This window comes from Nonomuraea sp. NPDC049607 (assembly GCF_040675375.1).
In the GTDB taxonomy this organism is placed as follows: Bacteria; Actinomycetota; Actinomycetes; order Streptosporangiales; family Streptosporangiaceae; genus Nonomuraea.
In genome coordinates, this window is sequence record NZ_JBFAOV010000044.1 from 1 (window position 1) to 23721 (window position 23721).

Below are 23721 nucleotides of genomic sequence, written 5' to 3' on the forward strand. Positions count from 1 at the left end.
ACCCGCCCAGCCCCCGGTTGCCGATGACCAGCTCGTCGGCCTGCCGCGCCTGCTCCTGGAGCACGGCGGCGGGCGTCCCCTCGACGACCTCGGCGCGCGTCCGGAGCGACGGCTGACGGGCGCGCGCGACCGCCTCCGCGGCCTCCAGCACCCTGGACGCCGCCACCAGCAGGTAGTTGCCCTGGCCGTAGTCGGGGAACCTGGTGACGGCGTACGGCTGCCGGTCCAGGGCGTGCACGATCCGCAGTTCGGCGCCCGTGCGGGCCGCGTCGTCGGCGGCCCATTCGACCGCCGCGGCGCCGGGGGCCGAACCGTCGGCCCCCACCACGATCAGACCGGTCACGACGCCTCCTCCTCCGCATGCGGCCGCACCACCGCCACCGGGCAGGCCGCGTGGTGCAGCACGCCGTGGCTGACGGAGCCGAGCACCGCGGAGGAGAAGCCGCCCCGTCCGCGCGAGCCGACCACGACGAGGTCCGCGGCGGCGGCGGCCTCGGCGAGCGCGGCCACGGGATGGCTCCGCACCTGCTCGTCGGTGATCTCGACGTCGGGGTTCTCGTTCCTCCAGGGGATCACCCGCGCGCGGGCCGACCTCGACTCCTCCTGGAAGGAGTCGGCCAGCAGATGGCTGTAGGCCGCCCAGTACGGCGACACCGCGGGCGTCTGCCAGGCGTAGACCACGTGCAGGCGGGCGCGGCGCGCACGGGCCTGCTCGACGGCGTACGCCATGGCCTGGCGCGACCCCGCCGAGCCGTCGTCACCGGCCACCACCAGGTCGTGCCGGACGGCGACGACCCCGCGGACGACCACGACGGTGCCCGCGGCATGCCCGGCCACGGCCCTGCCGACCGATCCGAGCACCATGCCGGCGAACCCGCCCATGCCCCTGCTGCCCAGCACCAGGCTGTCGGCGTCGGCCGATTCGCGGATCAGCACGTCGATCACGTTGCCCGCCAGCATCTCGGCGCGGACCTCGACGTCCCCGCTGATCGCGCGGGCCCGGTCGGCGGCGGCCTCCAGCACGCCCGCGCAGTACCGGGCGTCGTCCACGCCGAGCGCCCACTGTTCACAGACGTGCACGACGCGTAGCGGGAGCCCTCTGCGCTGGGCGTCGCCGGCGGCCCATTCCACCGCGGCGGTCGATGACGCGGAGCCGTCCACCGCGGCCACGATCCGTCCGCGCATCATCCCTCCTTCGCCGTCAATATCCGCATTCCCTCCTATAAGGGACGGAAAGCAGCAAAAACCTCAAAAGACGTCAAGTTTCGGGAGGAACCGCATGACGGGCAAGCAGGTTAGGCCAAGAGTTTCCTCCCCTGTGGGGCTCATCGCGCGGGCCCCGGGAAGGCTCATCCGCGCAGGTACCCGGACGAATCACCTCCCGGAGGCGGCATTGATCGACGAACGCGCCGGCCGGCCCGTGCTCGTCGGCTACGACGACTCGATCGAGAGCCGGCACGCGTTGCACTGGGCGGTCGCCGACGCGCGGCTGCGCGGGCTGCCCGTCCTCGTCTGCCACGCCCTGCACTGGCCCTACGCCCCCAGGCCCGTCGCCCAGGAGATCATGGAGCACATCGAGCCGATGGCCCTCGGCGTCGTGGACGAAGGCGTCCGGCGGGCCAGGGAGCTGGCCCCGGAGCTGGACATCCAGCCGCTGCTGGGGCGGGGCACCCCCTCGGCGGTGCTGCTGGAGGCCGCGCGGGACGCCGAGCTGACCGTGCTCGGATCCCGCGGGCAGGGCGGGTTCGAGGGCCTTCAGGTGGGGTCGGCCGCCGTCCAGGTGCCCGCGCACAGCGTCACGCCGGTCGTGGTCGTACGGCCGCCCCTCCAACCGCCCACCCGGCAGGACGTCAGGATCGTGGTCGGCCTCGACGGCTCACCCGCCAGCCTGGCGGCCTTCGACCTCGCCCTGGACGAGGCCGCCCTGCGCGAGGGCACCGTCACCGCCCTGTGCTGCTGGGCGGACTGCGGGTCGTCGTCCTGGCAGGAGCCGCTGCCCTTCGTGGACTCGCACGCGCTGCGCAGAGGCGCGGAGAACCGCTTCCGCGAGGTCGTCTCCCACCTGGCCCGCAGGCGCACCGAGGTGACGGTGGTCACCGAGTTCCTGACCGAACGCCCCCAGCGCGTCCTGGTCGACGCCTCCAAGGACGCCACGCTCCTCGTGCTCGGCAACCGGGGCAACGAGGCCCCTCCCTGCCTGCTGCTCGGAGCGGTGACGCAGGCCGCGCTGCTGGAGGCCAGGTGCCCGGTCGCGGTGACCCCCGGGGCCGTCCTGAGCCCGCGGCTGCCGCCGGGATGACACGAGAGGAGACGGACGAGATGGCCGGACGGATCGTCGCGGGGGTGGACGGGTCGCCGCCTTCGCTGGCGGCGGTCGAGTGGGCCGCCGCGGACGCCCGCAGGCGTTCACTGGACCTGCGCCTGGTGCACGTGTGCGAGCAGTGGTCGCGGGACGCCGGGATCGTCGAGTACTGCGCCGGGATGCTGGAGGCGGCGGCCGACCGGGCGCGCGGCCTGGCGCCCGGCATCGGGATCGGCACCGAGATGCTGCCCGGCCCGGTGGTGGCCGACCTGGTACGGGAGTCGGCCGAGGCCGACAGCCTGGTGGTGGGCAGCAGGGGGGTGGGCAGCTTCGCCGGCATGGTGCTCGGCTCGACGAGCCTGGCGCTGGCCGGGCACGCCGCGCGGCCGGTCGTCGTCGTCCGCGAGGCCGCCACCGTGCGGCACGGCAGAGTCGTGGTCGGGTACGACGGGCCGCACTCGCGCCCGGCCATGGAGTACGCCGTGACGCAGGCGCGCGCCCAGGACGCCGAGCTCCTGGTGCTCTTCGCCTGGCAGCCGCCGATCCTGTCGTCGTACGCGGCCGCCTACAACATGCTGAACGAGGACTTCCAGGACCGGGCCCGGGTCGCCGCCCAGGAGACGGCTCCCTGGCGGGAGGCGCACCCGGACGTGCGGATCGTCGACGACCAGCGCTGCGACCATCCCGTGGCCGCGCTCAGGAACGCCTCCTCCTCGGCCGACCTGGTCGTGGTGGGCTCGCGTGGCCTGGGCAGGTTCGCCTCGGCGCTGCTGGGGTCGGTCAGCCACGGCGTGCTGCACCACGCGGTGTGCCCGGTGGCCGTGGTGCCGTCGCCGTCCGGCTGACTCACGGCCGGGGGTGGTCCCCCGGCACGACGGCGACGGGGCAGGGCGCGTGCTGCGGGAGGGAACTCGCGGTGCCGAGGTGCGCGGCCCGCGGCCGGCCCACGACGACGAGGGTGGCCCGCTCGTGGGCCTCGCCCGGCTCAATGCGGACGTCCGGGTGGCGGGCCGGCCACTCCCCCAGGTCGGCGGAGGCCACCAGGGACAGCCCGCGCAGGGCCGCCTCGGCGAACGCGAACTCGACGATCGGCGCCTCGGGCTCCCGCTCGGCCAGGACGACCGGGCCCGGCCGGGTGGCCTTGGGCAGCGGTCCCGGGCCGCGTACGACGATCACCGGGCACTCGGCGTGGGCGGCGGCGTACCCGGCCACCGAGCCGACCACCGCCCTGGGCAGCGCGCTCAGCCCCCGGGAGCCGACCACGAGGAGCGCGGCCCGGCCGGAGAGCTCCACCAGGCGCTGGGCGGCCGGGCCCTCGTACAGGTCGGTCTCCACGCGGATGCCCGAGCTGGTGGAGCGGGCGCACTCGGCGCCGTGCCACAGGACGTGCTCGGCCGCCTTGCGCAGGTGGGCCTTGGCCTCCTCGTCCGCGTCGCCGTACGGCCATTGCCAGGCGTGGACGACGGTCAGCGGCAGGTTCCTGAGCTCGGCCTCGTCCAGCGCCCAGTCCAGGGCCTGCACGGAGAAGTCCGAGCCGTCGTAGCCGAGCACGATGCGATCCAAGTCCGTGGTCCCTTCAGTCGTCCCCAGGGCTCATCTCCCCGCGAGCCGGCCGACCACGCTGGAGCGGCCCTGTTTGACGGGACCTTGGTCCTCCTTTTCCGGCCGCGCGGGTCCGGCGCCGCTCGCGGGCGGCCGTACTGAAACGGTGGGCCCTGCGGTGCGTGCGATGGGCGGCGGTACGCCCGCCACCGGCGAGGGCCTGCGGTGCGGCCCGGTAGAAGCGGCGCTTGCCGAACTCGATGAGGGCCAGATAGGCGGCCACCATCAGGCCCAGCGCGACGAAGAAGGGGCCGGGCAGCGGCTGGAAGCCCAGGACGGCGGCGAGCGGGGTGGCCGGGATGACCGCGCCGAGGGCCACGACGCCGAGGGCCGCCATCAGCAGGGGGACGCTCGGACGGCTGCGGAAGAACGGCACGCGCCTGGTCCGGATGGCGAAGACCACCAGCACCTGGGTCGCCAGGGACTCGACGAACCAGCCGGTGCGGAACAGCGGCGGCCCGGCGTGGAAGACGCCGAGCATGACCGCGAAGGTGACGAAGTCGAACACCGAGCTGATCGGGCCGAAGAACAGCATGAACCGCCGGATCAACGACACGTCCCAGCGGGACGGGCGCCGCAGCTGCTCGGGGTCGACGTTGTCGGTGGGGATGGCGAGCTGGCTGGAGTCGTAGAGCAGGTTGTTGAGCAGGATCTGGGAGGGCAGCATCGGCAGGAACGGCAGGAACGCCGAGGCCGCGGCGGCGGAGAACATGTTGCCGAAGTTGCTGGAAGTGCCCATCAGGACGTACTTCATGGTGTTGGCGAAGATCTGCCGGCCCTGGGTGACGCCGTCGGCCAGGATGTCGAGGTTCTTCTCCAGCAGCAGCACGTCGGCGGCGTCCTTGGCGACGTCGGTGGCCGCGTCGACGGAGATGCCCACGTCGGCGGCGTGCAGCGCGAGGGCGTCGTTGACGCCGTCGCCGAGGAAGGCCACGTCCAGGCCGTTGCGCCGCTGGACGCGCACGATCCGCGCCTTGTGCTCGGGACTGACGCGGGCGAACACGACGGCCTGTTCGATGAGCGCGGCCAGCCGGACGTCGTCGGCGGCCTCGACGTCCTGCCCGGTCAGCACCCGGCCGCCGGGCAGGCCGAGGTCGGCGCACAGCTTGGCCGCGACCGCGGGGTTGTCGCCGGTGAGGACCTTGACGGTGATGCCGAGCCCGGCCAGGCGTTCCAGCGCCCGCGAGGCGCCGGCCTTGGGCGGGTCGAGGAAGACCAGCAGGCCGCGGAAGGTCAGGTCGTGCTCGTCGGCCGGGGTGAGGGTCGCCTGGCGGGCGGCGGCGCCGGACAGCCGCCGGGTGGCGACCGCGACCACGCGGTTGCCCGCGGCGAACTCGGCCTCCAGCACGGCCCCGGCCCGGTCGCCGACGGCGGCGCAGCGCGCCAGCACGGCCTCCGGGGCGCCCTTGGTGATGATCATCCGGCCGTCGTCGTCCTCGACCAGCACCGAGGCCGCCCGCCGTTCGTGGTCGAAAGGCACGACGGCCAGGCGACGGCTGGTCGGCCCGGGTCGGAGGGCGGCGGCGGGCGCCTCCCACAGGGCGACGTCCAGGGGGTTGCCGCTCGCCGTGCGGCCCGTCTCACCGTCCTGGCCGTCGAGGACGGCCTCGTTGCACAGCAGGCCCAGCTCCAGCACCTGGTCGTCGGGCCGGCCGTCCGGCCCGAGCGAGCGCATGAAGCTGATCCGGCCCTCGGTCAGGGTTCCGGTCTTGTCGGTGAACAACACGTCGATGTCGCCCAGGTCCTCGATGCAGACCAGCCGTTTGACCAGCACCCGGTGCTGAGCCAGCCGGTGGGTGCCGGCGGCCAGGCTGGTCGAGACGACGGCGGGCAGGAGCTGGGGGGAGATGCCGACGGCGATCGCCAGCGAGAACAGCAGCGCGTCCAGCACCGGGCGGTGCAGGACGAGGTTGATGACGAAGATCCCGGCGGTGAGCGCGGCGGCGACGCGGACCAGCAGCATGGAGAACTTGCGCAGCCCGATCTGGAACTCGGTGTCCGGATGGCGTTCGCCGAGCTGGAGCGCGATGCGCCCGAACTCGGTCCGTCCGGCGGTGGCCACCACCACGCCGGTGCCGGACCCGGCGTGCACGACGGTGCCCATCAGCGCGCAAGCGGACAGCTCGGCCAGCGGCGTGCCCGGACCGACGGGCCGGACGGCCTTGGCCACGGGCAGCGACTCGCCCGTAAGCACCGACTCCTCGCACTCCAGCCCCGCCGTCGAGACCAGCCGCAGATCGGCCGGGACGATGTCCCCCAGCCGCAGCGTGACGACGTCGCCCGGGACCAGCGTGACCACGTCCACCAGCCGGGGACGGCCGTCCCGCAGGGTCAGGCAGCGGTGCCGGATCTGGGTGTGCAGCGCCTCGGCCGCCTTCTCCGCCCGGTACTCGTTGAAGAAGCCCAGCCCGACCGAGACCGCCAGGATCACGCCGATGATCAGCGCGTCCGACGACTCGCCGAGGAAGAACGACGCGGCGGCGGTGACGGCCAGCAGGATCAGCAGGGGCGAGCGCAGCTGGCGGGCCAGCACCGCGACGCGCCTGGCCCGGTGGGTGCGCAGGGAGTTGGGGCCCACCACCGCCAGGCGGCGCTCCGCCTCGGCCTGGGTCAGGCCGCCGGTCGTGCCGTCCAGCCGGGCCACGACCTCCTCGACCGGGAGCCCGGCCGCGGCCGTGACGTCCAGCGCGTCCTTCCCGTTCATGTTCCGGTCTTCCCGCTCGTCTCCTCCTGGTTCTGGGTTACCAGGCCCTCGCCCAAGACAACGGCAAACCCGTCCAACGCCGACGCCAACGCGGCGCCGCCCCGCCGGACCGGCACGTTTACGGCCCTGACCAGGGCGAAGACTAGATCCTGAGACACCTTGCAGCGACTCCGCCGACCCGTAGGCCACGGCGGGCAGGAAGGACACCCACGTGACGCCCTCGTCCTCTGGCCTGTCGTCGGCGGAGGCGGCCGTCCGCCTGGAACGCGACGGCCCCAACCTGCTGCCGCGCAAACCGCCCACCCCCTTGTGGCGGCGCGTCGTCACGCAGCTCAGGGATCCGCTCATCATCGTGCTGCTGGTCGCGGCGGCGCTGACGATCAGCACCGGCGACTGGACCGACGCCGCGGTGATCGCGCTGGTGATCGTGGTCAACACCGCCGTCGGCGTGACGCAGGAGGTGCGCGCCGACCACGCCATCACGGCCCTGGCCGAGCTCGCCACCCCCGAGACGCGCGTCGTACGGGACGGCCACCAGCGGCAGATCCCCGCGGGCGACGTCGTGGTGGGAGATCTCCTGGTGCTCGCCGAGGGCGACATCGTCCCGGCCGACGCCGAGGTGGTGGAGTCGGCGGCGCTGCTGGTCGACGAGTCGGCCCTGACGGGCGAGTCGGTCCCGGTGGACAAGATCGCCGGCGCGGCGGTCTCCTCGGGAACCGTCGTGGCCCGCGGCAGGGGCCGGGCGGTGGTCACCGCGATCGGCGCGGCGAGCGCCAGCGGCCGCATCGCGGCGCTCATGGTCAAGGGGGCCGGCCTCACGCCGCTGCAACGCCGCCTGGCCGGGGTCGGACGGCTGCTGGCCGGGGTGGCGGTGCTGCTGTCGGCGCTGGTGCTGGTCCTGGGCCTGGTACGCGGCCAGCCGGTCGAGCTGATGGTGGTGACCGCGATCAGCCTGGTGGTCGCCGCCGTGCCCGAGTCGCTGCCCGCGGTGGTGACCCTGAGCCTGGCCCTGGGCGCCCGCCGGATGGCGGCCCGCGACGCGCTCGTCCGCAACCTGCCCGCCGTCGAGACGCTGGGCTCGGTGACCGTGCTCGCCACCGACAAGACGGGCACCCTCACCGAGGGCCGGATGGTCGCCCGGCACGTGTGGACCCCGGCGGCGGAGGCCGCCGTCACCGGTTCCGGCTACGCGCCCGACGGCGAACTCGTCACCGACCGGGACCCCGGCGCCTTCGCCGAGCTGCTGAGCGCCGCGGCGCTGTGCAACGACGCGCGCCTGCGCCCACCCCAGGAGGCGGGCGAGGAGTGGACGGCGCTGGGCGACCCCACCGAGGCCGCGCTGCTGGCCGCCGCCGCCCGCCTCGGCCTCGACCGCGAGCGCCTCCAGGAACGTCTCCCCAGAGTCGCCGAGCTGCCCTTCGACAGCGACCGCAAGCGGATGAGCACGGCGCACCTGCTGCCGCAGGGAGGCGTCCGCCTGATCTGCAAGGGCGCCCCGGAAGCGCTGCTGCGCCCGGACGTGCTGGCCGACGATCCGGCGTCACGGGCGAGCGCCGCCGAACGCGCCGACCGGTACGCCCGGGACGGCTACCGCGTGCTGGCGGTCGCGAGCGCCGACCTGGACGCCCTCCCCCACCCCGTCCGGGAGGAGGGGCTGTCGCTGCTCGGGCTGGTCGCGATCCTGGACCCGCCGCGCCCCGCCGCGGCGGCGGCCGTGGCCGACTGCGAACGGGCCGGCATCAGGCCCGTCCTCATCACCGGCGACCATCCCGGCACCGCCCGCGCCGTCGCCGTCGACCTGGGCATCATCGGCCCCGCCGAGCGGGTGGTCGACTGCCGCGAGCCCGGCGCGCTCGCCGCGGGCCCGGCCGGCGTCTACGCGCGGGCCACTCCCGAGCAGAAGCTCGACATCATCGAGGGCCTGCGCGGCCGGGGCGAGGTCCTGGCGATGACCGGCGACGGCGTCAACGACGGCCCGGCGCTGCGCCGCGCCGACATCGGGGTGGCCATGGGCAAACGTGGCACCGAGGTCGCCCGGCAGGCCGCCGACCTCGTGCTCGCCGACGACAACCTGGACACCGTCGTCGCGGCCGTCGAGGAGGGCCGCCGGGTCTACGCCAACATCCGCCGTTTCCTGGTCTACGGCCTGTCGGGCGGCACGGCCGAGATCGCGGTGATGGTGCTGGGCCCGTTCGTGGGGCTGCCGCTCCCGCTGCTGCCCGCCCAGATCCTCTGGATCAACCTGCTCACCCACGGCCTGCCCGGCGTGGCGCTGGGCGGGGAGCCGACCGTACCGGGAACCATGTCGCAGCCGCCCAGGCCACCCGGCCAGAGCATCATGGGGGCGGGCCTGTGGCAGCGGGTCGTGCGCATCGCCGTCGTGCTCACCGCCGTCACGCTGGGCGTGGCCGTCTGGGGGTCGCTGACCGGGCGGCACTGGCAGAGCATGGCCTTCTTCGCGCTCGGCGCCACCCAGCTCGGCGTGGCGCTGGGCACCCGGACCCGGCCCGGCACGCTGGCCAACCCGATGCTGCTGCTCGCCGTGGCGGGCGCGCTCGTCCTGCAACTGGCCGGGATCTACCTGCCGCCGCTGCGCGAGCTGCTCGGCACCCGGCCGCTGCCGCCGGGTGACCTGCTGATCGTCCTCGCGCTGTCCACGCTCGGGTACGCCGCCGCCCGCCTGGACCGCATCCTGCACCCGTCCCCGACGCCCGGGGCGGCGCCGCGCCGGTGACCCGGCGCCCGGCGGCTGGTCAGGAGGCCGGGACCCGGACGGACGCGGCCAGGCTCTCGCCCCACTGCCTGGCCCGCTCCAGCTCCCCCGGCACCAGCGGCCCCTGCGTGCCGGCCACGTAGAAGCCGCGCGGCGGCACGACGAGCCGGACCCCGAGGCGGCGCAGCCGCTTGGCCACCGCCCGGCCCGCCGAGCCCGGCAGCCGGGGTCTGGCCACGCGGGTGTCGAACGCCGCCGAGCAGAGCCCGGCCGACGACGTGCTCAGCGTGGCCAGCCACTCCCGCACGCCCCTGCCGCGCGACACCAGCGGCCCGCCCGCCTGCTGGGCGGCCGAGTCGCGGGTGGAGGCGCGGCTCATGGAGAAGGCGTGCGTCGGCCCGCCCACCACCAGCAGCGCGACCTCGCCGCCCACGTGCCCGGGGGCCGAGCCGACCTCCGCCACCTCGGCCCGCATCCGGGTGGCCAGCCCCTCGGCCACGGCCTGGGCGATCCGCTCGGTGTTGCCGTACATGGACTCGTAGACGACCAGGGCCTTCATCTCACGCCTCCCGCCAGCTCTTCGACGACCGGCACGATTCCCGCCGTTCCGGCAGGATCGGTTCGAGGTGGAACATCCCGGTCATCACCTCGGTCGGCTCGTGCGGCGGCTCGATCCGTCCGGCGACCGCGGCCAGGACGTCCCGGGCGGTGATCAGGCCGACCAGGCCGTCGTCGGACAGCACGGGCACCGCGTCCACGTCGGCGTCGAGCATGACGGCCGCGACCCTGCCCAGCGGGGTGCCCGGCCCGACCCTGGGCGTACGGACGCCGCCCAGGAGCTCCCGCACCTCGCGCCCGGCCTGCTCCTGCGGCCCGCCGGACCAGGACGCGGCCAGTTGCTCACGCGTCAGGATGCCCAGCAGGTGCCCTCCGTCGACGACCGGCAGGTGGTGCACGCCGGCCCGGCGCATCAGCTCCCACGCCATCAGCGGGGACTCCTGGGGTTCGACGGCCACCAGGACGCGGCTCATGACCTGTCCCGCCGTCGTCAGGCTGTTCATGCCCGGTCTTCCTGGCGAGGGCGGACCACCGCGACCGGGCAGGTCACGTGGTGCAGCACGCCGTGGCCGACCGAGCCGAGCACGGCGGAGGCGAACCCGCCCCGGCCGCGCGAGCCCACCACGACCAGGTCGGCCGTCGCGGCCGCGTCCATCAGGGCCGAGACCGGGTGCGCGCACGGCTGCTCGTCGGTGATCACCAGGTCGGGGTTGGCCTGCCGCCAGGGCGTCACGCGCTCGCGCGCCGCCGCCTGCTCCTCGCGCACCACGTCCTCGACCAGGCCGCTGTAGGCGACGGCGTACGGCGAGAACACCGGCAGCTGCCAGGCCGAGACCACATGGAGCCGCGCGTGGCGGGCCCTGGCCTGCTCGACGGCGTACTCCATGGCCGCCCGCGAGTCGTCCGAGCCGTCGTGGCCCACCACCACCGTGCCGTGCCCGGACGCCCCGGCCGCCCCGGCCGCCCCGGCCGTGCGGACGACGACGACCGGCCCCGCCGCGTGCCCGGCCACCGCCAGGCTCACCGAACCGACCATCATCCCGGCGAACCCGCCGAGCCCCCGGCTGCCCAGTACCAGGGCGTCGGCCGCCGCCGACTCGCGGATCAGCTCCTCGACCACGTTCCCGGACAGCACCTCCGTCGTCACCTTGACGCCGTCCGCCACCGCGCGGGCCCGGCCGGCGGCCTCCTCCAGCGCGCGGGCGCAGTGCCCGGCGTCCCCCTCGTGCAGCCATTGCGGGCCCACGTGCACGAGACGCAGGTCCAGGCCGCGCCGCCGCGCGTCGGCGGCCGCCCATTCCACCGCTTCGGTCGCCGGGACGGACCCGTCCACACCGACGACGACGTGAGTGCTCATCAGCATCTCCTTCACCGGTCGAAGCTCTCACCGCCACCCTCGTACGGGCGGCGGCGCGGCGCCGGAGGAGGAAGTCCCGGACGGCAGGGCCATTGGTCCTTCGGCCGAGCGCCCGTCGTCAGGACGAGGTCAGCCGCGCGAACGTCTGGTGGGCGATCTCCCACTCCTCGTCGGTGGGGATGACCAGGACGGGCACCTCGGCGCCGGGGACGGACACCGCGCGCTCACCGGCCGAGCCCGCCGCGTTGAGCGCGGGGTCCACGGCGATGCCGAGCCGGTCGAGCCCGGCCAGGGAGGCGGCCCGGGTGGCGGCGTCGTGCTCGCCGACGCCGCCGGTGAACACGATCGCGTCCACCCGGCAGCCGAGCAGCGCGTGGTAGGCGCCGACGTACTTGCGGATCCGCCGGGCGTAGATCTCCAGGGCCAGCCGGGACTCGTCGTCGTCGCGGGCGCGCACCTCGCGCATGTCGCCGGACCCGGTGAGCGCGAGCAGGCCGCCCCGGTGGCTGAGCGCGTGCTCCACCTGCTGGGCGTCCAGGCCCCCGGTACGGGCGAGGTAGGCGGCCAGGGCCGGGTCCACGTCGCCGGATCGGGTGCCCATGACCAGCCCTTCCAGCGGCGTCATGCCCATGGACGTGTCGACGCTGCGCCCGCCGGAGACGGCGGTGACGCTGGCGCCGTTGCCCAGGTGGAGCACGATCAGGTTGAGGCCGGCGAGGTCGCGGCCCAGCACGGCGGCCGCGCGGCGGGAGACGTACGCGCACGAGGTGCCGTGGAAGCCGAAACGCCGCACGCCCTGCTCACGCCACTCGCGCGGCACCGCGTACGTGTACGCCTCGGGCGGCAGCGTCCGGTGGAACGCGGTGTCGAACACGGCCACCTGCGGCACGTCGGGGAACACCTTGAGCGCCAGCCGGATGCCGGTCAGGTTGATCGGATTGTGAAGGGGGGCGAGCGGGGCCAGTTCCTCGATGGCGGCGATGACCTCGTCGTCGATGCGCGTGGCCGCGGCGAACCGGGTGCCGCCGTGCACCACCCGGTGCCCGACCGCGGTCGGAGCCAGGTCGGGGCCCGCGGCGGCGAACGCCTCCAGCATCGCCTCCAGCCCCTCGGCGTGGCCGGGGAAGGAACGCTCCAGGACGTACGGCGGGCCTTGCCCGTTGCGGTGCGTGAGCCGTCCGCGTTCCTCCCCGACTCGCTCGACCAGCCCTCTGGCGGCGCGCGTACGGGTGTGCGGGTCCACGAGTTCGTACTTGATGGAGGAGGATCCCGTGTTCAGCACGAGAATGGGGTCGGCCATGTCCCTGAGCCTATTTCCGGCCGACTCCGGCGAGGGACTCGGTGGCGTGCTCGGGATAGGGGTCGCCGTCGTACGGCCGCCAGTCGCCCAGCGGCACCAGCCCGGGGTCGAGGAGGGTGAACCCGTCGAAGAAGGCCCGGATCTCGGCCTCCGTGCGCGCACGCACCGGGTTGGCCGTCCGCGCGTAGACGGCCTTCCCCGCTCCCTGGGCGGGCTCCGGGACGGTGTCCGCGCAGACATGGCTGATCGCCAGATGGCTGCCGGACGCGAGACCCGCACGCAGGGTCGCCGCGTACTCGACCGCCTCGTCCTCGGGGACGAAGTGCCAGACGGCGACGGTGATGACGCCCACGGGCTCGCCGAAGTCGACGAGCCCGGTCACGACCGGATCGTTCAGGATCGCGGCGGGGTCGCGCAGGTCGCCGAAGACGGTGGGCGCGTCCGCGAGAGCCTGCCGCGCGGGGGCGATCTCGGGGTCGTTGTCGACGCGGACGACCCGGGCGTCCGGGTGGACCTCGCGGACCACGCCGTGGACGCTCGGCTCGATCGGCAGGCCGCACCCGATGTCGAGGAACTGCCGGACGCCGGCCTCGGCCATCGCGCGGGCGGCCCGCAGGACGAAGCCGCGGTTGGCCCGGGCGGCGGCCTCGATCGTGGGCAGCCGCGTCTTGAACGCCTCGGCCGCCTGCCGGTCCACCGGATGGTTGTCGGTACCGCCCAGCAGGTAGTTGTAGATGCGGGCGGAACTGGGAGCCCGATCGTCGACGGTCATGGAATTCCCTTCGTGGACGGGGGGACGGGTCACGCGTGCCCGGCTGATTCCCGGTGCGCACGGCGCCAGAACGAGGCCGGATTCCGGTCATGGGAGGAATGGCTGTCATTTCAACTATTTCCGGAAGAGCCGAACCCAAGTCCATGATCACACGGACGCGGTCCGTCCGGCGAGAAGGGATCACGCCGGGCCGCCCGCGAGAGGCCGGTGAACTTGGTATGACCATTCAATGAACGGCCTTCCGGTGCTGGTCAGGCCGTCTTTTCCGAGCCCGCCCGACCGGCCTCCCGCCTTGGGAACGTTCCGAATTCTCCGGCGGAAAAGCGAGGCGATCTTGTCTATTGACCCGGGTGATCGCGCATGTAAGGCTTCGCTCCGAATGATCAAGCGCGGCCCCGCGAACTGCCATGAAAGGCTAGGGCTTAATGGCGCATTTATCCTCTTTCCGGACCGTCAAGAACGCCTTCCTCCATCTCGAAGTCGAGGACTCCGAGGCCGCCTCGCTGGCCTCCTGGACCGGTCACGTCCGCTACACCCCCAAGTACGGGGCGCGGAAGACAACCGCGGAAACCTGGGGACTCGAACTGGCTCCCCTGTCCTCCCTGACGGCAGGCGTCAACTCGGTCCGCGGGCGAGAGCGTGAGCGCTTCTCGCTGGCCGGCGGAGAGGTCGTCGTCTACGACTGCGAGGACCCGTCCGACGCCAGGTGGGCGGCCTGGCTCGGCCCGTGGCACATGGCCCACGGGCTCTTCTACGCCCCCGAGTGGGAGTCGGCCGACATCGTCGACATGTTCAGCCGCGTGGCGTGGCACGACACCCCCGAGGGCATGACGACCGACGGAGGCCGGCGTTTCGACGTCTCCATGGAGCTCTACGCGATCTCGATCGCGGGCGTCGGGACCATGACGGTCGAGCCGAAGCAGGCGGGGATCAACCGGATCCCCAAGTGGCGGGGCTTCGGCGCGCCCTCGGGTGAGCTGTGGCGGCTGCCCGCGCCTCCCACGGACCAGGCGACGCCGTTCCTGCTGGTCACCGACACCGCGATCGTCACCCTGCACCCCTGGAACGCCCCGAGCTACAACAAGGCCGGGCTGGCCGCCCGCGCCGCGGCGGGCACCCCCGAGACCGCCGCCGACTTCCTGAACAAGGTCAAGCGCGTCGAGTGGCGGGCCTGACGTGGAACCGATGACCGCAGTGGTCATCATCCTGGCCGTCCTGGTCGCCCTGCTGTTCGCGGCGGGCGCCGGACTCTACCGCCGGGTACGCGAACTCGAACTGGCGACCTACAACGGCGTCGGCGTACGCTTCGCCGCCGCGGGCCCCGAGGCCCGGGCGAACGCGCTGGCCGTCCCCGGTGCCACGACCATGGTGATCAAGGTCAACCGTCGCTGCCCCATCTGCGACGACGTCCTGCTTGCTGCCGCCGCGATGGCGGCCGGCCTTCCCTCGGACCTGTCGTTCACCGTGTTGTCCGACGACCCCGGGTTTGACAAGTCCCTTCCCGACTCCATCCGGGTCATCAAGGACCCGGCCATCTGGCGCGCGACGAGCGTGCCGTACGCCCCGGCCCTGCTCGTCGTGGACGAGAACGGCGTCGCGGTGTTCACGGCCCCGGTGGGGTCGGGAGAGGCGCTCACGGAGATCGTCGAGCGAGCGGTAGCGAACAAGAAGGAAGTGAAGCTGTGAAGGCAGAGAAGCGGACCTCGATACTCGACCAGATACCCAGCGCCGAGGAGATGCCCGAGCAGGCGTTGCCGACGCTCGTCGGCGCCAAGCGGGAAGGCTGGAGCAGGCGGCGCGTGCTCGGCCTGGCCACCGGCGCCGCGGTGGCGACGGGGCTGGGCGTTCTCGACCTGCTGCCCTGGTCGAAGCCGCGCGGCGCGACGGCCGCCGCCTACGCCGTGTGGGAGACCTGCCACGGCTTCGCCGACGCCGGTTCCGTCTGCGTGCCCTCGTCCGCGCTCTACTCGGGCAACTGCTCCGGCTCGTGGCACCGCAACGACGGCGCGTCCGGCACCTGCTACAACCTCCGGTACACCCACAACCCCTCCAGCTGTGACGGCAACAACGCCTGGAAGTGGTACGGCGGCGGCACCACCAGCACCCGCCGCATGTGCTCCGACGGCTGGTACGAGTACCACGACTGCGGCGGCGGCAACGTCTCCCGCTTCTCCATCTGCCGCACGGCCATCTGACCCGGGTCCATGAGCGACTCCGCCACCAGAACGTCCGTCCGCCTGCTGGTGCCCGGTCTGGCACTGATCGCGGCGGCGGAGGCCCTGGTGCTGTATTCGAGGGTTGCGGGCGGGGACACGAAGGGCTTCACCTGGCTGGTGGCCGCCCTCGTCGCCGGCTTCTCCCTCTCGGGCTCCGTTTGAAGCCTGAACAGCGCCTGGGTGCTGTCCTCGTCGGTCCGGCGGGGTGCTGATGTCGCCGGCTTCATCGCCGGATTGTTCGTGGGAGCGGGCGCCGTCACGTTCGTGCTGGTGGTCCTCGGCTCCGTGCTGCGGGCTCCGTTCCCGGCAGTGGTTCTGCAGATCCTGGTCGCCGTGACCGCGGTGATCTTCCTGCTGCGCGAGCTGGACGTGTTGTCCTTCCCCTTGCTCCAGAACGCGCGGCTCGTGCCGCAGTTCGTCACCAGAATTCCCTTCTGGGGCGCCGTGCAGTTCGGCGCCGAGATGGGCACGGGGATGCGCACGTACTCTCCGACGGGGCTGCCGCACATCATGGCGGTCGCGATCCTGTTCCTGGCGTCCTGGGAGGAGGCGCTCCTCGCGGGCGTCGGCTTCGCGGCGGCGCGGGCGATGATGCTCCTGACCTTCGCCCTGGCGCGGGACAGGATGCAGGCGGACACGGCGTTCTCCTTCACGCTGCCGAAGATGAAGGTCCTGTTCGTCGTTCTCGCGCTGCCCATGATGGCGTTGCTGGTGATCGGGTGACCGGGTGATCGCCTTCGTCGCCCGCTACGGGCTGGGCGTCGTCCTGGCGCTGGCGGTGCTCGGGAAGGCGCGCGACTTCGGCGCCTTCCGGAGCAGCCTGGCGACCTTCGGGCTGCATGGACGGACCGCCCAGGTGGGCGCCTTCACGGTGGTGACCGTGGAGGCGCTCGCCGCGCTGGCCGCCTTCTCCTTCCTCGCCGACGACCTGGTCGTGGGCGTGGCGGGGACGTGCCTGGGCCTGTCGTTCACGGCGGCCCAGACGTATCTCCTGGTCATGGGCGAACAGGCGGCTCCCTGCCTGTGCTTCGGCTCGGCGGAGCGGGCCTCGGCCCGCACGTTCGGCAGGGCCGCCCTGGTCCTGCTGCTGGGGCTGGCACTGTGGGGTGCCGCGGTCTGAGGCGGAGGTGTGCGCTCATGAACCGGGCTCTCGGCGGGGCCTCGGCCGCCCTCATGATGATCGTCGGCGGGGTCGCCGCCTGCCAGGCGCGTTCCCCCGCCGAGCCGGACGCCGCGGTGATCGTGGCGTCACCGGCGTACGCCGTCGAGCCGCCCGCCCAGGCGCCGACGCTGCCCTCCACCGGCCCGGTCGGCCGGGGCGCCTTGGTGTACACCGCCTGCCCGTCGCGGTGCCCCACCTTCCTGCTGCTCGCGGACGGCCGGCAGTACCTGCTGGGCGAGCGGACCGTCAGCCCGCCGGGCAACCTCACGCTCTCCCCCGACGGCCGCTGGCTCGGACGGCCCGCCGACGGCGGGTACGAGGTCAGGGACCTGCTGGGCGGCGCGGTGCACAGACTCGAACCGCCGACCGGCGGCGACGCGGACAGCGCGTACAGCCCATGGGCCTGGTCCGCGGACTCCCGGCGGCTGATCGTCGGGTACCACGCCAGCGGGGACGTGCGTTCGTATCAGGCGCTGGAGTTCCCCGGCGGCCGCGCCGGCGCGCTGGACCTGCCGCGCGGGCAGGAGCCGGTCGGCCTGCTGCCCTCCGGCGAGCCGCTCCTCCTCGACGTCGCCCGTCACGACAGGCGGCCGCTCAAACGCGTCACGCTGACGCAGGCGGACACCGGCCGTGCCCTCACCCTGACGTCCGGGGCGGGAGTGCTCGCCGACGCGGACCACGGGTTGACCGTCCAGGTGCGCGGCGAGCGCGTCTACACCCTGGAGTACTCCGGCGACCGGATCGCGGTCCTGGAGTTCGACGTCACGGGCAGGCAGGTGGGCCGCCTGCCGCTGCCGTCCGGCCAGTTCCCGGTCGGACCGGTGGACGGCGGCTTCGCCGTCGTCCAGGTTCCCCAGGACCAGGCCCGTGGGCGGCAGAAGCTGGAGGCCGTCTCCCCTTCGGGCCGCCGTCCGCTGTTCGACGTCCCGGGCCTGGCGGCCGTCGTCCTGCCGGGAGGAGCCCGCCACTAGCCGGCGGCTGCTCCCTACAATGGCCGGGTGAATCGGGATCGGGTCGTGAGCGGCACATGCTGAGCGCGGCGGGGCTGGGCGCGGAGGAGGAAGCCGCCTACCGGCTGCTGGTCAGGACCACCGAGGTCGAGTCCGACGCCCTGGCTGAGGAGCTGGGCGTGGCGGTCGAGGTCGCGCGGCAGGCGCTCGGCTCGCTGCTGGCCAAGGGGCTGGCGCGGGCCGTGCCGGGAGATCCGGGCCGGTTCACGGCGGTCGCGCCCGACGTCGCGCTCGCGGCCCGGCTGCACCGGCGGCAGGCCGAGATCGACCGGGCGCGCCACGTCATGGAGCAGCTCACGGGAGAGTATCTCGCGCACGCGCGGCGCCGCGAGGCGGCGCAGCTCATCGAGGTGATCACCAGCCGTACGGCCCTGCGCGAGCAGCTCCGCCTGCTCCAGGACGGCGCCCGCCACGAGGTGCTCAGCCTCTGCCGGGCCGGGCACGTGGCGATGACCTCGCAGGAGAACACCGAGGAGCTGGCGGCGCTGCGGCGCGGCGTCGGCTTCCGCGTCATCTACGAAGGGGCGTTGCTGGAGGAGCCCGGCATGCTGGTCAACCTCGCCGACGGCATCACGCTGGGCGAGCAGGCCCGCGCGCTGCCCGTCCTGCCGGTACGGATGATCATCGCGGACGGCGAGCTCGGGGTGCTCCCGCTCATCCAGCACACCGACGGCCTGACCCAGCTCACCGCCGCGCTGATCAGGCCCAGCAGCCTGCTCGATGCCCTCAAGGCCCTGTTCGAGAGCCTGTGGGAGCGGGCCACGCCGATCAGCCTCACCAACCCGGGCAGCCCGCTCGACGCCGACCATCTCTACCTGCTGTCGCTGCTGGTCGCCGGCGTTCCGGACAAGTCGATCGCCACCCAGCTCAAGATCTCGCAGCGTACGGTGCAACGGAGGATCGCCTACCTGATGGAGCGGGCGGGTGCGCAGACCCGGATGCAACTGGCCTGGCACGCCGCCCGCGAGAACTGGCTCTGACCGATCAGTAGGCCTTGATCACCGTCTGGCGGACCGAGTTGCCGGCCGAGTCGGTGGCGGTGACCCGCAGCGACGGGTGCTGACGCAGGACGACCGCGGTGTAGCGTCCGCCGCCGAGCGCGACCACCGGCTGCGCCCGCCACGTCGCGCCGTCGTCGTACGACAGCTCCAGCTTCAGTTCCTTCGCGCGCGCTCCGCTGACGCCCTCCTGATGCCGTACGGCGAAGCCCACCAGACCGGGGCGCTCCGGACGCACGTCGTAGTCGATCTGCAGCAGCGGCAGCACCCCGTCGCCCGGCTTGGAGCGGAACGTCCACGCCGTCTCGGTCGCGGTCGCCGCGGTCCACTCCTCCGAGGTGCGCCTGGTGGACAGCTCCAGCCGGTAGGCGGCCTCCTGCGGCGCGGCGGGGAACGCGCCCCAGGCGGCGTCACCCTCCGCCACCAGCTTGCCGTCCCGGTAGAACCGGGCCGACGCGGTGTCGTTGTCGACACCCGCACGGGAGACGTGCCCGGAGGAGTCCACGAACTCGGGGATCCGGAGGTCCATCGTGTCGCCCTCGCGGGTGGAGGGCTTGAGCCAGGCGGGGATCGCCGGGCGGACCACCGGGGCGTGCCAGCTCTCGCCGGTCCGCGCGCCCGGCTGGTACGTGCGCGGCTGCTCGGTCATGCCGTCGAGCAGCCGGCCCATGTCGTCCCAGACGTACTGGTGGTTGACGAGGTGCTGCCAGTAGGAGCCGTTGGCGCTGACGTACTCGGTGCGGCGCAGCGGGGTCTTGACGATCCGCTGGGTCTCCATCTGCTGGCCGAGCGAGTACGACTGCCAGGGCCGCCAGCCGAAGCGCTGCTCCTTGGCCCAGGCGAAGCCCCCGTTGTCGGCATACGTCGTGTCGACACGGGCGGTGTTTCGGTCGCTCACCTCATACACGATCTTGTCCGGCACGCGTCCCTCGGAGACCTGCATGACGTCGTAGAGGTAGGGCGAGTCCATCTGCCCGGTGACCTCCAGCTTGGCGTTGCCCTTCGTCATCCGCTCCAGCATCCGCCGCCCGTCGTCGTTCGCGACCACCAGCGCCGGGATCGGCAGGTCGGCGCCGAGCGGCCGCCACCCGTGCCCGAACGCGTCGTCGGGGGGCAGCACCAGGACCACGGCGGCCGCACCCGCCTTGATCGCGGCCCCGGACGGGTCGGCCCAGTCGATGTCCTCGCTGCGGATGACGGCGGCCTTGCCCTTGGACCCGGCCGCCCCGTCGGAGAGCCGCCACATGTGCCGCCCGTCCACGCCCGGCGACCTGCCCAGGAACCCCATCGGGAACGACTCCGCACCGGGCACCCGGGCGGTGAGCTTCGGCGCGACGAGCTGCCAGCGCGAGGCGAACTCGAACGACCCGTCACGTACCGGCTGGGTCGGCGAGACGTTGAGCCCCTCGATGACGTCGAAGTTCATGACGCCCTGGGAGATCTTGCGCGAGCCGAACGCGCGATAGGTGAAGTAGGTGTAGATGCCCACCTGCTCGGCGGGTTCCTTCGTCCTGATGGTCACCGGGGTGGTCTTGCGGAAGTCGAGCACCACGTCCAGGTCGCGGTCGACCTTGAGCTCGGGGATGACGACCATGCCGTCACGCGGGTGCATCCGGCCCCAGCCGCTGCCCAGGTTGAGCGACTGCGTCATGTACGTGCCCTCGGACACCTCCACCGTCAGCCCGTCCTCGGGCAGCCAGGTGAAGACGTCGTCCAGCTGCGACGCGCCGAACATCGACAGAGTGTCGGCGCCGGTCCGGTTGCCCGCGGCGTCGATGGCGGTGAAGCGGACCTTGTGCTGCGGTCCCTTCCAGGTCAGCGCCAGCGTGGTGTGCACCTGCTCCGCGCCCGCCGTGGCGGTGACCAGCCCGCCGTACCGGCCGAAGGAGAGCGCCGCCAGGTTCACCGTGACCTTGACGTCGGCGGTGCCGCCCGCCGCGACCGTCACGGACCTGGCGCTGAGCTCGGCCCCTTCGAGGGTGGCGGCCAGCTCCAGCGTGACCGGCGCGGCCGTGCCGTTGGTGTACGTGATCGTGCCCCCGGCCGTGGCCGGGCCGTCGCCCTGCTGGTGCTTGCCGAGGTCGACCACGCCGGTCGCGGTCACGCCCTGGCGCACCGCGCGGGCCACGTCCAGGCGGCCGGCGCCGGCGTCGTCGATCGGCTGGCCCGCGATGGGCTTGGCCGAGCCGACCAGCGCGTCCTTGATCTGCCTGGCCGTCCAGTCGGGGTGGCGCTGCTTGACGATCGCGGCGGCCCCGGCCACGTGCGGCGTGGCCATCGAGGTGCCGGAGGCGGCCGTGTAACGCTCGTCCACCGGCTCGCCCATGCTGGTGCCCGCCGCGCGGGCCGCGACGATGGCCACGCCGGGGGCGGTGAGGTCGGGCTTGGGCGCGTCGTCCAGGCGCGGGCCCCGGCTGGAGAACTCCGCGAGCGCGTCCTTGCCGTCGACCGCGCCGACGGTCAGCGCCGAGGTCGCCGCGCCGGGCGTGCCGATGGAGTAGGCCGCGCCGTCGTTGCCCGCCGCGACCACGAACAGCACGCCGGTGCGCTCGGTGAGGGTGTCGACGGCGAGGCTGAGCGGGTCGGTGCCGTCGGTCGCGCCGCCGCCGAGGCTCATGTTGATCACCGACGCGCCTTCGGCGGCGGCCCACTCCATGCCCTCGATGACGCCGGACAACATGCCCGAGCCGTCGTCGCCGAGCACCTTGCCGACCATCAGCTCGGCGCCGGGGGCGACGCCCTTCCTGCCGTCGCCGCCCGCGATGGTGGCGGCCACGTGCGTGCCGTGCCCGTTGCCGTCCTGGACGCTCGGCTCGCCGGTGAACACCTTGCTCTGCTTGACGCGTCCGGCCAGGTCGGGGTGGGTGGCGTCGACGCCGGTGTCCAGCACGGCGACCTTGACTCCCTTGCCGTCGAACCCGGCCTGCCACGCCTCCGGCGCGCCCACCTGCGGCACGCTGTGGTCGAGCGTGGCCTTGACCTTGGCGTCCAGCCAGATCTTCGTCACGCCCTGCGACAGGGTGGCCCGCGGCTCGTCGAGCGACTTCCACAACTGCCCGATCGTGCGCTTGTCGGCGGCGACGGCCCGGCCGTTGACGCTCTCCAGCTCGGGCGCGGTCGCGGTCTTGGGCGCGGAGCCGTCGTAGAGGAACAGCAGCGGCAGCTTGTCCGTCTTCGCGTCGTCGTACCCCTGGGCGATCAGCCGGGTGACCGAGAACAGGCTCGGGTCCAGCCGCTTGGCCGCCAGGAAGGGGACGATGTCGCTGGGCAGGACCCGCAGCTCACCGTTCTCCTCGGTGGTGCTGAACGCCATGCGTTCCCGGCCCGGCCCGGGCTTCACCTCGACCGCGCGCCGGCCCGCCTCGGCCTCCCTGACGGTCACCACGTCCCCGGTGATCAGCGTGACGCGGTGGACGCTCCCGCCGGCGGGCTCGGGCGCGGCCGCGGCCGCGGATAACGGGGAGCTCAGCAGGGCTGCGGTGGTGACTCCTGCCACCGTCACATGGGCGGACCAGTGCATGGGGGTGAAACCTCTCGTAGCAACAACTAGTGCACACGAGAGTGGGTGACGGGGTGCCCGGCGCGCCAGGTGTCGGACGTGCCGTTTGTCCGCCATGTCGCGATCACGACACCGGACACCTCCCGCCGGACCTTGACCCGGGCGGCCCCGAACGTCCTGCCCGGCATTTCCGATATGTTCTCGTTGTCGTGTCTTTGCACTGTCTTGGGGGCATTCTCGGTGCGCGCAATACCGCTGATCGTGGCTCTCGTCCTGAGCCTGGCCGGCTGCGGCGCGATCCCCGGACTGCCGCTCCGGCCCGCCCCCACGCCGCCGCCCGCTGCCTCACCGGCCCCGACGCCGAGCGCCGCCCCTTCCGTGAGCGGCAGCCCCACCCCCTCCGCGACCAGGGCCGCCCTCACCGTCCCCCAGGCCCGCCAGGCGCTGCGGACGTGGCTGGGCACGTACAACGCGACGCTCGGGAAGCGCAAGTGGTGGCGGTCGAACGCCCGGCTCGACGCGCTGTTCATGGAGGGCGCCCTGTACGAGGGCGTGCTCGAACGCAGCCGGGAGGACCTCGGATGGCGGCCGGCGCACAAGCCGATCAACCCGGCCGGCACCCCGGCGATCTACCTGCCCAGGCCGGAGCGGCAGCCCTCGGCCGGTGACTGGTTCATCGCGCAGGCCACCTACAAGGACACCAAGGGCCACAGCCGCCCGCACGTGCTCGCGTTCTTCCGCTCCCCCGGGCAGTCCTTCAGGCTGGCCGTCGTGACGCCGCTGCACTGGGGGCAGCGGATGCCCAGGCCGCTGCTCGACGCCGACGGGTACGTCACCGACATGGACGACGCCGTGGCGGGCGCCGTGGCCGAGGAGTACCGGAACTTCTGGAACGGCGAGAAGAAGAAGGAAGGCGACTCCGGCTACCGCCTGGCCAGGAACAGCTACAGCCGCCAGGCGTTCCCCCGGGTCAACAAGGGGATGTACGTCGGTTTCGCCGGCCACGGCTCCGTCTTCGGCTTCCGATCGGCGGACGGCGGCATGTTCTTCCTCTTCGCGCTGCTCAACGACGCCAAGAGCGTCAACAACGTACTGAGCGAGGCGCTGCTCGTCCCCAAGGGCAGCAGGACCATCCAGGAGCTCGGCGGCAGCTGGTTCTCCTGACGTCGCCGCCTCAACGGGCCAGGAAGGCGTCACCTTCTCGATAGGTCGCTCTCGGTAATCGCACGCCTACTTTGTGTATGCACTACCGGCCCGCAAACGTGGAGGAGTCCCCATGCCCGTCAGCCCCCTCGCCCGCCTTCTGGCCACGTCCGCAGTCGCCGTGGTGGCCGTGGCCGTCGCCCCGGCCGCCGCCTCCACGGCTCACGCCGCCCAGGCCGGCCCACCGGTGTGCCTCGACGCCACCAACAGCCGCGCCGACAACACCGTCGTCCGCCTGTGGACCTGCCTCGACCACCCCAACCAGAAGTGGGTCGTCCAGAACGGCCACATCAAGGTCGAGGACACCATCGGCACCGGACGCGAA

23 protein-coding genes are annotated in these 23721 nt (G+C 73.3%); 13 read left to right on the forward strand and 10 right to left on the reverse strand.

The features are described 5' to 3' along the window. Both AB0J97_RS45225 and AB0J97_RS45230 read right to left on the reverse strand, forming a co-directional pair. Positions 1–343: universal stress protein (locus AB0J97_RS45225; protein WP_364101725.1), on the reverse strand; the 343-nt coding region annotated here is incomplete at its 3' end. Then, on the reverse strand, positions 340–1188 hold the full coding sequence (locus AB0J97_RS45230) for a universal stress protein (protein ID WP_364101728.1): 849 nt from the start codon (positions 1186–1188) through the stop codon (positions 340–342). The genes AB0J97_RS45225 and AB0J97_RS45230, both read right to left, overlap by 4 nt. 205 nt (positions 1189–1393) lie before the next feature. Here AB0J97_RS45230 and AB0J97_RS45235 point away from each other — a divergent pair, with 205 nt between their 5' ends. Next, a complete protein-coding gene (locus AB0J97_RS45235; protein WP_357707689.1) occupies positions 1394–2299 on the forward strand; it encodes a universal stress protein in 906 nt (301 codons plus the stop codon). Between the two features lie 20 nt (positions 2300–2319). Continuing rightward, positions 2320–3147: a universal stress protein gene (locus AB0J97_RS45240; RefSeq protein ID WP_357707688.1), complete on the forward strand. Its 828-nt coding sequence runs from the start codon at positions 2320–2322 to the stop codon at positions 3145–3147. A 1-nt stretch (position 3148) separates the two neighbouring features. Here AB0J97_RS45240 and AB0J97_RS45245 read toward each other — a convergent pair whose 3' ends face one another. Further along, the gene (locus tag AB0J97_RS45245; protein WP_364101732.1) at positions 3149–3865 is read right to left on the reverse strand and encodes a universal stress protein; all 717 of its coding nucleotides are present in this window, start codon (positions 3863–3865) and stop codon (positions 3149–3151) included. A gap of 13 nt (positions 3866–3878) precedes the next feature. After that, positions 3879–6608 (reverse strand): magnesium-translocating P-type ATPase, encoded by a 2730-nt coding sequence (mgtA, locus tag AB0J97_RS45250; protein WP_364101735.1) that lies wholly within the window; start codon positions 6606–6608, stop codon positions 3879–3881. Positions 6609–6819: 211 nt separating this feature from the next. Here mgtA and AB0J97_RS45255 point away from each other — a divergent pair, with 211 nt between their 5' ends. Then, the gene (locus AB0J97_RS45255) at positions 6820–9342 is read left to right on the forward strand and encodes a cation-transporting P-type ATPase (RefSeq protein WP_364101738.1); all 2523 of its coding nucleotides are present in this window, start codon (positions 6820–6822) and stop codon (positions 9340–9342) included. Positions 9343–9361: 19 nt separating this feature from the next. Here the strand turns inward: AB0J97_RS45255 and AB0J97_RS45260 are convergent, their stop codons facing one another. The 5 genes from AB0J97_RS45260 to AB0J97_RS45280 all read right to left on the reverse strand — a co-directional run bounded on the left by AB0J97_RS45260 (position 9362) and on the right by AB0J97_RS45280 (position 13308). Continuing rightward, on the reverse strand, positions 9362–9880 hold the full coding sequence (locus AB0J97_RS45260; protein ID WP_357707683.1) for a flavodoxin domain-containing protein: 519 nt from the start codon (positions 9878–9880) through the stop codon (positions 9362–9364). Between the two features lies 1 nt (position 9881). After that, entirely contained in the window at positions 9882–10382 is a 501-nt protein-coding gene (locus tag AB0J97_RS45265; RefSeq protein WP_364101742.1) for a CBS domain-containing protein, read from the reverse strand. Beyond that, positions 10379–11236, reverse strand: a complete 858-nt coding sequence (locus AB0J97_RS45270; RefSeq protein WP_364101745.1) for a universal stress protein — start codon at positions 11234–11236, stop codon at positions 10379–10381. Before AB0J97_RS45270 ends, AB0J97_RS45265 begins: the two co-directional genes overlap by 4 nt. A gap of 118 nt (positions 11237–11354) precedes the next feature. Beyond that, positions 11355–12536: an acetate kinase gene (locus tag AB0J97_RS45275; protein ID WP_364101748.1), complete on the reverse strand. Its 1182-nt coding sequence runs from the start codon at positions 12534–12536 to the stop codon at positions 11355–11357. Positions 12537–12546: 10 nt separating this feature from the next. Then, a complete protein-coding gene (locus AB0J97_RS45280; protein WP_364101751.1) occupies positions 12547–13308 on the reverse strand; it encodes an SAM-dependent methyltransferase in 762 nt (253 codons plus the stop codon). Positions 13309–13733: 425 nt separating this feature from the next. Between AB0J97_RS45280 and AB0J97_RS45285 the strand changes: the two genes are divergently transcribed. Genes AB0J97_RS45285 through AB0J97_RS45320 form a run of 8 tightly spaced genes read left to right on the forward strand, consistent with a single transcriptional unit; the run spans position 13734 to position 18676 of the window. After that, a complete protein-coding gene (locus tag AB0J97_RS45285; RefSeq protein WP_357707678.1) occupies positions 13734–14483 on the forward strand; it encodes a hypothetical protein in 750 nt (249 codons plus the stop codon). A gap of 10 nt (positions 14484–14493) precedes the next feature. Further along, positions 14494–14994 carry a hypothetical protein gene (locus tag AB0J97_RS45290; RefSeq protein ID WP_357707677.1) on the forward strand — a complete coding sequence of 167 codons (501 nt, stop codon included), beginning with the start codon at positions 14494–14496 and terminating at the stop codon, positions 14992–14994. Next, entirely contained in the window at positions 14991–15503 is a 513-nt protein-coding gene (locus tag AB0J97_RS45295; RefSeq protein WP_357707676.1) for a hypothetical protein, read from the forward strand. Before AB0J97_RS45290 ends, AB0J97_RS45295 begins: the two co-directional genes overlap by 4 nt. A gap of 9 nt (positions 15504–15512) precedes the next feature. Next, positions 15513–15686, forward strand: coding sequence for a hypothetical protein (locus tag AB0J97_RS45300; RefSeq protein ID WP_189650821.1), 174 nt, complete (start codon positions 15513–15515; stop codon positions 15684–15686). Between the two features lie 18 nt (positions 15687–15704). Then, complete coding sequence (locus AB0J97_RS45305; protein ID WP_364101757.1) at positions 15705–16247, forward strand: hypothetical protein; 543 nt, start codon at positions 15705–15707, stop codon at positions 16245–16247. A gap of 4 nt (positions 16248–16251) precedes the next feature. After that, on the forward strand, positions 16252–16644 hold the full coding sequence (locus tag AB0J97_RS45310) for a MauE/DoxX family redox-associated membrane protein (RefSeq protein ID WP_357707673.1): 393 nt from the start codon (positions 16252–16254) through the stop codon (positions 16642–16644). Positions 16645–16661: 17 nt separating this feature from the next. Next, the gene (locus AB0J97_RS45315; protein WP_364101761.1) at positions 16662–17657 is read left to right on the forward strand and encodes a hypothetical protein; all 996 of its coding nucleotides are present in this window, start codon (positions 16662–16664) and stop codon (positions 17655–17657) included. 56 nt (positions 17658–17713) lie between these two features. After that, on the forward strand, positions 17714–18676 hold the full coding sequence (locus AB0J97_RS45320) for a helix-turn-helix domain-containing protein (RefSeq protein ID WP_357707671.1): 963 nt from the start codon (positions 17714–17716) through the stop codon (positions 18674–18676). A 4-nt stretch (positions 18677–18680) separates the two neighbouring features. Here AB0J97_RS45320 and AB0J97_RS45325 read toward each other — a convergent pair whose 3' ends face one another. Continuing rightward, entirely contained in the window at positions 18681–22214 is a 3534-nt protein-coding gene (locus tag AB0J97_RS45325) for a S8 family serine peptidase (RefSeq protein WP_364101764.1), read from the reverse strand. A 219-nt stretch (positions 22215–22433) separates the two neighbouring features. Between AB0J97_RS45325 and AB0J97_RS45330 the strand changes: the two genes are divergently transcribed. Beyond that, a complete protein-coding gene (locus tag AB0J97_RS45330) occupies positions 22434–23357 on the forward strand; it encodes a hypothetical protein (protein ID WP_364101767.1) in 924 nt (307 codons plus the stop codon). A gap of 112 nt (positions 23358–23469) precedes the next feature. Continuing rightward, on the forward strand, positions 23470–23721 hold a 252-nt coding region (locus AB0J97_RS45335; RefSeq protein ID WP_364101770.1), incomplete at its 3' end, for an RICIN domain-containing protein.

Excerpts from the sequence above, each read along its gene's own strand:
- AB0J97_RS45260 (WP_357707683.1), bottom strand. The coding sequence starts at position 9,880 with ATGAAGGCCCTGGTCGTCTACGAGTCCATGTACGGCAACACCGAGCGG.
- AB0J97_RS45300 (WP_189650821.1), top strand. The coding sequence starts at position 15,513 with ATGAGCGACTCCGCCACCAGAACGTCCGTCCGCCTGCTGGTGCCCGGT.
- AB0J97_RS45230 (WP_364101728.1), bottom strand. The coding sequence starts at position 1,188 with ATGATGCGCGGACGGATCGTGGCCGCGGTGGACGGCTCCGCGTCATCG.
- AB0J97_RS45275 (WP_364101748.1), bottom strand. The coding sequence starts at position 12,536 with ATGGCCGACCCCATTCTCGTGCTGAACACGGGATCCTCCTCCATCAAG.
- AB0J97_RS45265 (WP_364101742.1), bottom strand. The coding sequence starts at position 10,382 with ATGAACAGCCTGACGACGGCGGGACAGGTCATGAGCCGCGTCCTGGTG.
- AB0J97_RS45325 (WP_364101764.1), bottom strand. The coding sequence starts at position 22,214 with ATGCACTGGTCCGCCCATGTGACGGTGGCAGGAGTCACCACCGCAGCC.
- AB0J97_RS45270 (WP_364101745.1), bottom strand. The coding sequence starts at position 11,236 with ATGAGCACTCACGTCGTCGTCGGTGTGGACGGGTCCGTCCCGGCGACC.
- AB0J97_RS45315 (WP_364101761.1), top strand. The coding sequence starts at position 16,662 with ATGAACCGGGCTCTCGGCGGGGCCTCGGCCGCCCTCATGATGATCGTC.
- mgtA (WP_364101735.1), bottom strand. The coding sequence starts at position 6,608 with ATGAACGGGAAGGACGCGCTGGACGTCACGGCCGCGGCCGGGCTCCCG.
- AB0J97_RS45280 (WP_364101751.1), bottom strand. The coding sequence starts at position 13,308 with ATGACCGTCGACGATCGGGCTCCCAGTTCCGCCCGCATCTACAACTAC.
- AB0J97_RS45290 (WP_357707677.1), top strand. The coding sequence starts at position 14,494 with ATGACCGCAGTGGTCATCATCCTGGCCGTCCTGGTCGCCCTGCTGTTC.
- AB0J97_RS45240 (WP_357707688.1), top strand. The coding sequence starts at position 2,320 with ATGGCCGGACGGATCGTCGCGGGGGTGGACGGGTCGCCGCCTTCGCTG.
- AB0J97_RS45320 (WP_357707671.1), top strand. The coding sequence starts at position 17,714 with ATGCTGAGCGCGGCGGGGCTGGGCGCGGAGGAGGAAGCCGCCTACCGG.
- AB0J97_RS45285 (WP_357707678.1), top strand. The coding sequence starts at position 13,734 with ATGGCGCATTTATCCTCTTTCCGGACCGTCAAGAACGCCTTCCTCCAT.